This window comes from Novosphingobium subterraneum (assembly GCF_000807925.1).
Taxonomy (GTDB): Bacteria; Pseudomonadota; Alphaproteobacteria; order Sphingomonadales; family Sphingomonadaceae; genus Novosphingobium; species Novosphingobium subterraneum.
Genome location: NZ_JRVC01000006.1, coordinates 213,336 through 223,945, shown reverse-complemented (window position 1 = coordinate 223,945; position 10,610 = coordinate 213,336). Strand labels below are relative to the sequence as shown.

Annotated in this window: 12 protein-coding genes; 7 read left to right on the top strand and 5 right to left on the bottom strand. The window is 65.0% G+C overall.

What is annotated here, in order from left to right; genetic code table 11:
* Nucleotides 1-182 precede the first annotated feature (182 nt).
* Complete coding sequence (locus NJ75_RS08240; RefSeq protein WP_039333300.1) at nucleotides 183-1,181, bottom strand: NAD(P)H-quinone oxidoreductase; 999 nt, start codon at nucleotides 1,179-1,181, stop codon at nucleotides 183-185.
* Between the two features lie 92 nt (nucleotides 1,182-1,273).
* On the opposite strand from NJ75_RS08240, the gene NJ75_RS08235 reads away from it, so the two are divergent.
* Nucleotides 1,274-1,492, top strand: coding sequence for a DUF1192 family protein (locus NJ75_RS08235; RefSeq protein WP_039333298.1), 219 nt, complete (start codon nucleotides 1,274-1,276; stop codon nucleotides 1,490-1,492).
* 168 nt (nucleotides 1,493-1,660) lie between these two features.
* On the top strand, nucleotides 1,661-4,024 hold the full coding sequence (clpA, locus tag NJ75_RS08230) for an ATP-dependent Clp protease ATP-binding subunit ClpA (protein ID WP_039333296.1): 2,364 nt from the start codon (nucleotides 1,661-1,663) through the stop codon (nucleotides 4,022-4,024).
* Nucleotides 4,025-4,087: 63 nt separating this feature from the next.
* Here clpA and NJ75_RS08225 read toward each other — a convergent pair whose 3' ends face one another.
* Complete coding sequence (locus NJ75_RS08225) at nucleotides 4,088-4,603, bottom strand: EF-hand domain-containing protein (RefSeq protein ID WP_082013320.1); 516 nt, start codon at nucleotides 4,601-4,603, stop codon at nucleotides 4,088-4,090.
* Between the two features lie 136 nt (nucleotides 4,604-4,739).
* Between NJ75_RS08225 and NJ75_RS08220 the strand changes: the two genes are divergently transcribed.
* The 5 genes from NJ75_RS08220 to NJ75_RS08200 all read left to right on the top strand — a co-directional run bounded on the left by NJ75_RS08220 (nucleotide 4,740) and on the right by NJ75_RS08200 (nucleotide 8,780).
* Entirely contained in the window at nucleotides 4,740-5,756 is a 1,017-nt protein-coding gene (locus NJ75_RS08220; protein WP_039333292.1) for a ligase-associated DNA damage response exonuclease, read from the top strand.
* Nucleotides 5,756-7,351, top strand: coding sequence for a cisplatin damage response ATP-dependent DNA ligase (locus NJ75_RS08215; RefSeq protein WP_039333290.1), 1,596 nt, complete (start codon nucleotides 5,756-5,758; stop codon nucleotides 7,349-7,351). Before NJ75_RS08220 ends, NJ75_RS08215 begins: the two co-directional genes overlap by 1 nt.
* Nucleotides 7,352-7,410: 59 nt before the next feature.
* Nucleotides 7,411-7,599, top strand: a complete 189-nt coding sequence (locus NJ75_RS08210) for a hypothetical protein (protein WP_039333288.1) — start codon at nucleotides 7,411-7,413, stop codon at nucleotides 7,597-7,599.
* A gap of 99 nt (nucleotides 7,600-7,698) precedes the next feature.
* A complete protein-coding gene (locus NJ75_RS08205; protein ID WP_039333377.1) occupies nucleotides 7,699-8,094 on the top strand; it encodes a group II truncated hemoglobin in 396 nt (131 codons plus the stop codon).
* A gap of 47 nt (nucleotides 8,095-8,141) precedes the next feature.
* The gene (locus NJ75_RS08200; RefSeq protein WP_039333286.1) at nucleotides 8,142-8,780 is read left to right on the top strand and encodes a YoaK family protein; all 639 of its coding nucleotides are present in this window, start codon (nucleotides 8,142-8,144) and stop codon (nucleotides 8,778-8,780) included.
* Here the strand turns inward: NJ75_RS08200 and NJ75_RS08195 are convergent.
* The 3 genes from NJ75_RS08195 to hemB are packed head-to-tail and all read right to left on the bottom strand — an operon-like array spanning nucleotide 8,777 to nucleotide 10,609.
* Complete coding sequence (locus NJ75_RS08195; RefSeq protein WP_039333284.1) at nucleotides 8,777-9,061, bottom strand: DUF167 domain-containing protein; 285 nt, start codon at nucleotides 9,059-9,061, stop codon at nucleotides 8,777-8,779. The two genes, NJ75_RS08200 and NJ75_RS08195, sit on opposite strands and share 4 nt — an antisense overlap.
* A complete protein-coding gene (locus NJ75_RS08190; protein WP_039333376.1) occupies nucleotides 9,042-9,605 on the bottom strand; it encodes a gamma carbonic anhydrase family protein in 564 nt (187 codons plus the stop codon). The genes NJ75_RS08195 and NJ75_RS08190 overlap by 20 nt, the downstream gene beginning before the upstream one ends.
* An 11-nt stretch (nucleotides 9,606-9,616) precedes the next feature.
* Entirely contained in the window at nucleotides 9,617-10,609 is a 993-nt protein-coding gene (gene hemB, locus NJ75_RS08185; protein WP_039333282.1) for a porphobilinogen synthase, read from the bottom strand.
* Nucleotide 10,610: the final 1 nt, after the last annotated feature.

Sequence of the window (10,610 nt, the reverse complement as noted above, 5' to 3'; positions counted from 1 at the left end):
GGGCCGCCACGAAAAGGGGCCGCCCTTTCGAAGGGGGGGCTTTTTTGTTGGCTGCCGCCAATGCCCCCCCCCCCCAGCCCCTCCCGCCTGCGGGAGGGGAGTCAGGGCTGTGCTTTATCCCCCCTCCCGCAGGCGGGAGGGGTTGGGGGTGGGCATCGCACGCAGTGCGATTTCCCGCGCGCTCAGACCGCCAGCACGATCTTGCCGATGTGGCTGCCCTGTTCCATGCGGGCGTGGGCGGCCGAAGCCTCGGCCAGGGGAAAGGTCCGGTCCATGATCCGGCGCAGTTCGCCGGTGGCGACGAGCGGCCAGACCGTCTCGCGGATTTCGGACGCAAGCGCCGCCTTGAAGGCCTTTGAACGCGGGCGCAGCGTCGAGCCGGTAAGCGTGAGCCGGCGGCGCATGACTTCGGCCATGTTGAGTTCCGCCTTCACCCCGCCCTGCACCGCTATTGTCACATGGCGGCCATCATCGGCCAGGCACTTGAGATTGCGCGCCACGTAATCACCCGCAACCATATCGAGCACCATGTCGACCCCGCGGCCTTCCGTGATGCGCTTGACCTCTTCCACGAAGTCGCTGGCCTTGTAGTCGATCGCATGGGCCGCGCCGATCTCGAGCGCCTGGTGGCACTTCTCTGGGCCGCCCGCAGTGACGATTACCGTTACGCCGAACAGCTTGCCGAGCAGGACCGCCATCGAACCGATGCCACTGGTGCCGCCGTGAACGAGGATTGTCTCGCCCGGTGCCGCCATGCCGCGTTCGAACACGTTGTGCCAGACGGTGAACAGGGTTTCCGGGATCGCGGCAGCCTCTGCCATGGAAAGGCCGGTCGGCACCTGGAGGCACTGCGCAGCCTCGGCGATGCAGTACTCTGCGTAGCCGCCGCCTGCCACGAGGGCGCAGACCATCGTGCCGGTGAAAGGCCAGGTCACCCCTTCGCCCATCGCGACGACCTGCCCCGACACTTCGAGGCCCGGCAGGGGCGAGGCGTCGGGGGGCGGGGGATAGAAGCCCTGACGCTGGATGACATCGGGGCGATTCACGCCCGCAAAGGCCACCTTGACCAGCACCTGCCCCGGTCCCGGCACCGGAACCGGGACGCTTTCCGGTCGCAGGACTTCAGGCCCGCCGGGCGCGTCCCAGCCAATTGCCGTCATTGTTGCAGGAATGCCGCTCATCCGCCGCTGTTGCCCCTGTGAATACCAATTTGCCTCTGGCTAGCCATGCAAGGCGTTGACAGCAAGGCATTGCAATGCCCAAACTGCCCGGAATGGACCATGATGAGCGCCCTCGCCCGAAAGGGGACCTGGCCAGCCAGCTGGCAACCGAAGTGCTCGACCCCTATTCGCACGATGAACTGAACGAGCGCATTCGCCTGCTCGAACTCGAGATCATGCGCACCGTCGCCCATCGCGACAAGGCGAGCGCCCATCGCGCTGCGGCAGAAGCGCTGTTTCGAACGCCGCCCGGCTCAGGCGAAGCAGGATGAATTCGCGCGCCCTTCCCTTTGCCGAAGGGCGTTACCATATCTCGCGATATACGGGTGTCTTTCAGACATCTGTTCTCACCCTCACACGTGGTTTAGCCCGGGTTAATAACGCGTGTGCACTCTCCATGTCGGAGAACCCACCGGCGCAAGCCAGAAAGTAGCCGCAACATGCCCAGTTTCGCCCAGAGTCTCGAGAAAACGCTGCACACCGCGCTCGCCAACGCGTCCGAGCGCAGCCACGAGTACGCGACTCTCGAGCATCTCCTGCTGGCCCTGATCGATGATCCGGACGCGGCGCAGGTCATGCAGGCTTGCGGCGTGGACCTTGGGGATCTTGGCGACGTGGTGCGCCAGTACCTCGATCAGGAATACCAGTCGCTCAAGACCCAGGAAAAGGCCGATCCGCAGCCGACCGCCGGGTTCCAGCGGGTGATCCAGCGCGCCATTCTTCACGTGCAGTCCTCGGGCAAGGACACCGTGACGGGCGCCAACGTGCTGGTCGCACTGTTCTCCGAGCGCGATTCCTACGCTGTCTATTTCCTGCAGCAGCAGGACATGAGCCGCCTCGATGCGGTCAGCTTCATCAGCCACGGCATTGGCAAGGGCGGCCGCCAGGTCGAAGGCCGCACGCCCAAGGGCGCCGAGGAGGAGGCTCCGAAGCAGCAGGAAGAGAAGGCCGACACCAAGGGCCAGAAGAAGGAAACCGCGCTCGACCAGTTCTGCGTCAACCTCAACGAGAAGGCGCTGAACGGAAAGGTCGATCCGCTGATCGGGCGCGGCCCGGAAGTGGACCGTACCATCCAGATCCTGTGCCGCCGCTCCAAGAACAACCCGCTTTACGTGGGCGATCCGGGCGTGGGCAAGACGGCGATTGCCGAGGGCCTCGCGCGCAAGATCGTCGAAGGCGAAGTGCCCGAAGTGCTGTCCGAAGCGGTTATCTACTCGCTCGACATGGGCAGCCTGCTCGCGGGCACGCGCTATCGCGGCGACTTCGAGGAACGCCTCAAGCAGGTCGTCTCGGAACTCGAGAAGATGCCTCACGCGGTGCTGTTCATCGACGAGATCCACACCGTGATCGGCGCTGGCGCCACCAGCGGCGGGGCGATGGATGCCTCAAACCTCCTGAAACCTGCGCTTTCGGGCGGGACGATCCGTTGCATCGGCTCGACCACGTACAAGGAGTTCCGCAACCACTTCGAAAAGGACCGTGCCCTGCTGCGCCGGTTCCAGAAGATCGACGTGAACGAGCCGACCGTCGAGGACACCATCAAGATCCTTCGGGGCCTCCGCACCGCGTTCGAGGAGCACCACAAGGTCAAGTACACGCCGGACGCGATCAAGACCGCGGTCGAGCTTTCGGCGCGATACATCAATGACCGCAAGCTGCCCGACAAGGCGATCGACGTGATCGACGAGGTGGGCGCGATGCAGATGCTGGTGCCGCCGAACAAGCGCAAGAAGACGATCACCGCCCGCGAGATCGAGCAGGTCATCGCGACGATGGCGCGCATCCCGCCCAAGTCGGTCAGCAGCGACGACAAGAAGGTGCTCGAACATCTCGAGCGCGATCTCAAGCGTCTGGTCTTCGGGCAGGACAAGGCGATCGAGGTGCTGTCCTCGGCCATGAAGTTGAGCCGCGCCGGCCTGCGCGATGCGGACAAGCCGATCGGCTCGTTCCTGTTCTCAGGTCCCACTGGCGTGGGCAAGACCGAAGTTGCCCGCAGTCTCGCCCAGATCATGGGCATTCCGCTGCAGCGCTTCGACATGTCGGAATACATGGAGCGGCATTCGGTTTCGCGCCTGATCGGCGCGCCTCCGGGCTATGTCGGCTTCGATCAGGGCGGGTTGCTCACCGATGCGATCGACCAGCAGCCGCACTGCGTCCTGCTGCTCGACGAAATCGAGAAGGCCCACCCCGACCTGTTCAACATCCTGCTGCAGGTGATGGACAATGGGCGCCTGACCGACCACCACGGCAAGACGGTGGACTTCCGCAATGTGGTCCTGATCATGACCACCAATGCGGGCGCTTCGGACATGGCGCGGCAGGGCATCGGCTTTGGCGACGTGTCGAAGGCCGACGCCGGTGACGAGGCGGTGAAGAAGATGTTCACGCCTGAATTCCGCAACCGTCTCGATGCGATCGTGCCGTTCGGTTACCTGCCGCCCGAAGTCGTCAGCCGCGTGGTCGACAAGTTCGTGCTGCAGCTCGAACTGCAGCTGGCCGAACAGAACGTCCACATCCAGTTCGATGCCGACGCGCGCAGCTGGCTGGCGAAGAAGGGCTACGACAAGCTCTACGGCGCCCGCCCGATGGCCCGCCTGATCCAGGAGAAGGTCAAGAAGCCGCTCGCCGAGGAACTGCTGTTCGGCAAGCTGGCCAATGGCGGCGAAGTCCACGTCAGCCTGAAGGAGGACGCGCTGTCCTTCGAACTGACGCCAGCCGCGCCAAAGCTGGTCAAGAAGAAGGCCAGGAAGGGCAAGGCGGGAAGCGCGGCGACCGAAGAGCCGAGTGCCGACGAAGCCGAATAGGCTCCAGAGCTGTGCACGAGCAGAGGGGCGGCATCGTGAGGTGCCGCCCCTTCTCGATCATCCTTATGGCGCCCGAGGCGGCGCGGGATGAGGGGCATCCCATTCGGCGCGGCTCACCATGCCATCGCCATTCCTGTCGATCATCGAAAATCGGGCGTTGTTGAAGGCCATCCATTCGGACAGGGTCAGCTTGCCGTCACCATCGGCATCGGCGACGGCCAGCAGGTCCCGCGGAGTCAGCCCGTCGATCTCGGCCAGCATGGCAGAGCCCGCGCGGAGTTGGTCGACGTCGAGATTGCCGTTCTGTTTCAGGTCCATCATCTCGAACAGGGTCTGCGCCCCTTGTGCATACTCCGCGCTGGATATCGCCCCATCGCGCGCGGCATCGAGCCGGTCGAAGCTGGCGAGCGGATTGGCCGAGGGCGGCACCGCTGTAACCGGCGGCTCGGCCCCGGCAATCGCCGGGATCGACGCTGTCGGCGAGACATCCGGTCCGGTTTCCTTCTCCTTTCCGTCGCACCCTGCCAAGAGCACGGCGGCGCATAGTGGTGCGAGGAGCAATGTGCTTTTGCGGAGCATGGCCAGTCTCCCGGATCGTCTGTTTGAGGGCGGGCGAAAGCTAACCCGGTGACCTGAACCTCGCCTGTCCCGCGCGCGCAATCCTGTGGCGATGGTTCATCTGGAACGAATCCCGTGAGCCCGCCATTGTTCCGGCATGGCAGCGGCATTTTCGTGGATCAGGGCAGAGCCGATGGGCATCCACGTCGCTCCAGCGGATGTGTGGATCGATCCGGCACGGCCAGTCGATACCGCCCTGGTCACGCATGGGCATGCCGATCACGCACGGGGTGGTCACGGGCGGACAGTGGCGACGCCCGAAACGCTGGCGATCATGCAGCTGCGCTATGGTGTCGAAGCGGATAGCGCGGTCCGGGCGGCGCCTGTTGCCTATGGCGAGACGATCAGCCTTCCCGGAGGGGTGCGCGCAACTTTCGTGCCGGCGGGACATGTCCTTGGCTCTGCGCAGATCCTGCTCGAGCACGCCGGCGAGCGGGTGATCGTGACCGGCGACTACAAGCGCCGTGCCGATCCCACCTGTCCGCCCTTCGAAGTGACGCCCTGCGACGTGTTCATCACCGAAGCCACGTTCGGACTGCCGGTGTTCCGCCATCCGCCGATTGCCGAGGAAATGGCCAAGCTGCTCAGTGCCCGCGAGAACGATCAGGGGCGCTGCGTGCTTGTCGGCGCCTATGCCCTGGGCAAGGCGCAGCGGGTGATTGCCGAACTGCGCGCGGCGGGATTTCACGACACGATCTGGCTCCACGGCGCGATGGAGCGGATGTGCCGGCTGTATGAGGACCACGGCGTCGATCTTGGCGATCTCAAGGCCGTGGCAGGGGTGCCCAAGGCGGCGCTGGCCAACGGCATCGTGATCTGCCCGCCGTCTGCCTTGAACGACCGCTGGAGCCGCCGCCTGCCTGACCCTGTCACCGCCATGGCTTCGGGCTGGATGCGGGTGCGGCAGCGGGCGCGGCAACGCAATGTGGAGCTGCCGCTGATCATCTCGGACCACGCTGACTGGGACGAGCTGACCCAGACCATCGCGCAAGTGAATCCGGCCGAGACCTGGATCACCCACGGGCGCGAGGAAGCGCTGCTGCGCTGGTGCGAACTGACGCAGCGCAAGGCGCGGGCCCTCGCGCTGGTCGGCTACGAGGACGAGGACGACTGATGGAGCGCTTTGCCGCCCTGCTCGACGCGCTCGTCCTCACGCCATCGCGCAATGCCAAGCTGGCGCTGCTGGCCGACTACATGCGCGAGACACCCGATCCCGACCGCGGCTGGGCGCTGGCCGCGCTGACCGATGGGCTGGACTTCCCCGCAGTCAAGGCCGGGCTGATCCGCTCGCTGATGGCCGAGCGGGTGGACCCCGTGTTGTGGACGTTGAGCCGCGATTACGTTGGCGACACCGCCGAGACAGCCAGCCTGCTCTGGCCGGAACCATTGGGAGATCGGCTGCCTCCGCCTTCCGTAGCGGAGGTGGTAGAAACCCTGCACGCAACCACACGTACCACCGCGCCGGGCGTACTTACCGATCTGCTCGACCGTCTTGACGTCAACGGTCGCTATGCCCTGCTGAAGCTTGCCACCGGTGCGATGCGCATCGGTATTTCGGCGCGGCTCGCCAAGGTCGCGTTCGCACAGGCGTTCAGCGTGAGCGTCGAGGATGTGGAGGAGTACTGGCACGGACAGGCGCCTCCTTACCTGCCCCTGTTCGATTGGGCCGCCAACGGAGCTGCGCCTCCGCGCACCGACCTGCTCCCGTTGTTCCGGCCGTTCATGCTGGCACACCCGCTCGAAGCGGAAAGCCTTGAGCTGTCGGAGTTCGCAGCCGAGTGGAAATGGGACGGCATTCGCGTGCAGATCGTCCACGTCGCCGGCGAGACGCGCGTCTATTCGCGCAGTGGCGACGACATTTCCGGCACATTCCCGGAAGTGACGGCAGCGCTTTCCACGCCCTGCGTGCTCGATGGCGAACTGCTGGTGCGCGGGGTGCATCAGGGTGGCGAGAGTGGTGGCGCGGCGAGCTTCAACGCGCTGCAGCAGCGCTTGGGGCGCAAGACCGTGTCGAAGGCTATGCTCAGCGACTATCCCGCCTTCGTACGTCTTTATGACCTGCTGATCGAGGATGGCGAAGACTTGCGCGAATGGGCTTGGGAGCAGCGCCGCGCTCGTCTGGAAGCCCTGGTGCCGAAGCTCGACCAGGGCCGCTTCGATATCTCGCAAGTGATCGAGGCGCGGGACTTCGCCGAACTTGCCGAAGTGCGCGCCCGGGCCCGGGACGAGGCGATCGAGGGTGTCATGCTCAAGCGGCGCGACAGCCCTTACGTCGCCGGGCGGCGGACCGGACTGTGGTACAAGTGGAAGCGCGATCCGCTGCTGATCGATTGCGTGCTGATGTATGCGCAGCGCGGGAGCGGCAAGCGATCGTCGTTCTATTCGGACTATACCTTCGGCTGCTGGAACGGCGACCCCGACGAGGGCGCGGAACTTCTACCCGTGGGCAAGGCCTATTTCGGGTTCACCGACGATGAACTGAAATGGCTCGACCGCTACGTGCGGCAGCACACCGTGGCCAAGTTTGGCCCCGTGCGCGAAACCGACAAGTCGCTGGTATTCGAAGTCGCCTTTGACTCGGTCCACGCCAGCAAGCGGCACAAGTCGGGCGTCGCCATGCGCTTCCCGCGCATCAGCCGCATCCGCAGCGACAAGCCCGCGCATGAAGCGGACCGGCTCGAGACGCTGAAGGGTTTGATCGCGGATTGAGCTTGCGGAACCTAGTCACTTGCCTGCCGTTTCCAGAAAAACGTCTGGGAGAGAAGACAATGGCAAACATGTTGCTCGCCGCTCCGGCCTATGCGCTGGGACGACTCGCCTGGACGTCGCTGCGCACCGGCGGCGAATGGACCCGCTATCGCCAGTGGGATGCGGTGGCGACCAACTGGGCGATCGGGGCAGTCCTTGGCGGAATGGCGGCAGGACTGGCGGCCAAGGCACTCCCCCATCGCAACTGAAGCGCCAAGGGATTGTCCAGTTGATTGATGGCGGTCAATGTTGTCGGCGCAGGTTGGGGGCACAAGCAAGGTTCCAGATCCCTGTTCCGGAGCAATCCCTTGGCTACCCAGGCCCCCGCGACAAGTCCTTATGACCGCCTTGGCGGCATCGAAATGCTGCGCCGCATCACCGACCGTTTCTATGACCTGATGGAAACCGATCCTGCGTTTGCAGAACTGCGCGCCATGCATGCGCCGGACCTTGCGCCGATGCGCGAATCCTTGCCGGGCTTTCTGGCGGGCTGGAGCGGCGGTCCACGCGACTGGTTCGAGGCGCATCCGGGCAAGTGCATGATGTCGATGCACAAGCCCTTCCCGATCACGCGCGACACGGCAAAGCAATGGGCCGACTGCATGGCGCGGGCGATCGCCGATGTTGCCCCGGAGGACCGCGAAATTGCCGTCGGGCTCAGCGAAGTCCTTGGCCAGATGGCCCGAGGCATGGCGCGCGACTGATTCCCCGTTGATTCCCTTCGGCGCAAACACGCGCTAGAAGGCGCAGCGTGATCCTCAACGACCGCCAGCGCCGGACATTCGCCATGGCTCTTGCCGCAATGGCCGGGTTTGTGGACTCGGTCGGGTTTCTTTCGGCGCAGGCCTACTTCGTCTCCTTCATGTCGGGCAATACGACACGGCTTGGCGTTGCGATTGGCACTGCCCCGCAAGATGCGATAGTTCCGGCCCTGTTGATCGGCGGCTTCATCGCTGGCGTGACGGGTGGCGCGCTCGTTTCCGAGCGTGCGGGGTCGATGCGCAAACCCGCCGTGCTGGCGCTGGTGACCGCGCTGCTGGTGATCGGCGCATTGGCCCGCGCTGCCGGGATCGGAACGCTCATGATGGCGGCGCTGGTGCTGGCGATGGGTGCGCTGAACAACACTTTCCAGCGCGATGGCGAAGTAACTGTCGGCCTGACCTACATGACCGGCGCCCTGGTCAAGCTCGGCATTGGCCTGGCACGCCGCGTCACGGGTAAAGGCGATGGCCGATGGGCGTCATGGGCGCAGCTCTGGCTTGGCCTGCTGGGCGGTGCCGTGCTCGGCGCTTTCCTGCAGGATCGCCTGCCGATGGGATGCCTGTGGATCGCCAGCGTCTGGAGCGCGGCGATGGTCGTCGTTGCGTTCAGGGTACCTTCTGAAAGTTAGACTGGCGAAATCCTGAACAACTTCTCCCGAGAAGTTGCGCCGCGCAACATTTCTACCTTGGACGGCGCAACACCCAGCGCCCTTGCCAGAAGTTCGCCGACCGCTGCCGTCGCCTTGCCGTCCTCGGGCTTGGCGCGGACTTTCACGGCAACGCGCCCCTGCTCGATCTCGATGCCCTCGCTGCGCGCGCCCGGCGTCACGCGCACCGCCAGACGCCCCTCGGCATCGACCAGCGCGCGCAAGGCCGCTGGCGGTGGCAGGTCAGCCTTCGGTCGTGCCAAGCACCGCCGCCTTGTGCGCCTGACCGTTGCGGACGTAGTGCTGCACGCCGCGCTGCATATCGGCGATGGCCGCATCGTCGAGGTCGCGCATGTACTTGGCGGGACGGCCGCCCCACAACTGCCGCGACAACACGCGCTTGCCACCTGTCAGCATCGCGCCTGCTGCGAGCATGCCGTCGCTTTCGATATGGGCATCGCTCATCACGATCGCGCCGAGGCCGACGAAGCCGCGATCCTCGATGACGCAGCCGTGGACCATGGCCAGATGACCGACCAATACGTCCTCGCCAATGATCGTCGGAAAGCCATCGGGCTTGGTGGGCGCGGGGCTGTCGACGTGGATGACGCTGCCATCCTGAATGTTGGTCCGCGCGCCGATGCGGATAAAATTGACGTCGCCGCGCAGGACGCAGTTGTACCAGATGGAAACGTCCGGCCCGATCTCGACATCGCCAATGATCCGGCAGCCGGGCGCAATGAAGGCGCTCTCGTGGATGCGCGGGGTCTTGCCGTTGAGCGGGACGATCGAAACGTCGGGATACATCATCTGGTCCTTCAGGCGCCCATAAGCCGGGCAGCGTGGGCCGCATGGTAGGTCAGCACGCCGGAACAGCCCGCGCGCTTGAAGGCCACCAGCGTTTCCAGAACCATGGCATCGCGATCGGCGGCCCCGGCTGCCACGGCTGCCTCGATCATCGCGTATTCGCCGCTCACCTGATAGGCGAACACGGGTACGCCGAAGGTCTGCTTCACGCGGCACGCAATGTCGAGATAGGGCAGGCCCGGCTTGACCATCACGCTGTCAGCACCTTCGGCCAGATCCATCTCGACCTCGCGCAGCGCTTCCTCGGCGTTGGCCGGGTCCATCTGGTAGGTCTTCTTGTTGCCCTTGAGCAGCCCGCGCGAACCCACCGCATCGCGGAACGGTCCATAGAAAGCCGAGGCATACTTGGCCGCATAGGACATGATCTGCACGTTGATGTGGCCAGCGCCTTCCAACGCCTCGCGGATTGCACCGATGCGGCCGTCCATCATGTCGGACGGGGCAATGATATCGGCCCCGGCTGCGGCCTGGTTGAGGCTCTGCCCGACAAGCATTTCCACGGTCTGATCATTGAGGACATAGCCCTCATCATCGATCAGGCCGTCCTGCCCGTGGCTGGTGTAGGGATCGAGCGCGACGTCGGTCAGCACACCGATATCGTCACCGCAGGTCTGCTTGATCGCCTTGATCGCCCGGCACATCAGGTTGTCCGGGTTGAGCGCTTCCTTGCCATCCTCGCTGCGGCGATCGGGCTGGGTATTCGGAAACAGGGCAAGGCACGGAATGCCCAGCGCCACCGCTTCCCTGGCCCGCGCAACGATGCCGTCAACCGACCAGCGCGATACGCCGGGAAGCGACAGGATCGGATCTTCGACGCCCTCCCCCTCGGTCACGAACAGCGGCCAGATCAGGTCCGCAGGCGTGACCAGCACTTCGCGGTGCATGGCGCGGCTCCATGCAGTGGCACGGGTGCGGCGCAGGCGAGTCATCGGATAAGTCGTCATG

Bases quoted from the DNA above. Each gene is read 5' to 3' on its own strand.
- NJ75_RS08240 (WP_039333300.1), bottom strand. From the start codon at position 1,181: ATGAGCGGCATTCCTGCAACAATGACGGCAATTGGCTGGGACGCGCCC.
- NJ75_RS08235 (WP_039333298.1), top strand. From the start codon at position 1,274: ATGGACCATGATGAGCGCCCTCGCCCGAAAGGGGACCTGGCCAGCCAG.
- clpA (WP_039333296.1), top strand. From the start codon at position 1,661: ATGCCCAGTTTCGCCCAGAGTCTCGAGAAAACGCTGCACACCGCGCTC.
- NJ75_RS08225 (WP_082013320.1), bottom strand. From the start codon at position 4,603: ATGCTCCGCAAAAGCACATTGCTCCTCGCACCACTATGCGCCGCCGTG.
- NJ75_RS08220 (WP_039333292.1), top strand. From the start codon at position 4,740: ATGGCAGCGGCATTTTCGTGGATCAGGGCAGAGCCGATGGGCATCCAC.
- NJ75_RS08215 (WP_039333290.1), top strand. From the start codon at position 5,756: ATGGAGCGCTTTGCCGCCCTGCTCGACGCGCTCGTCCTCACGCCATCG.
- NJ75_RS08210 (WP_039333288.1), top strand. From the start codon at position 7,411: ATGGCAAACATGTTGCTCGCCGCTCCGGCCTATGCGCTGGGACGACTC.
- NJ75_RS08190 (WP_039333376.1), bottom strand. From the start codon at position 9,605: ATGTATCCCGACGTTTCGATCGTCCCGCTCAACGGCAAGACCCCGCGC.
- hemB (WP_039333282.1), bottom strand. From the start codon at position 10,609: ATGACGACTTATCCGATGACTCGCCTGCGCCGCACCCGTGCCACTGCA.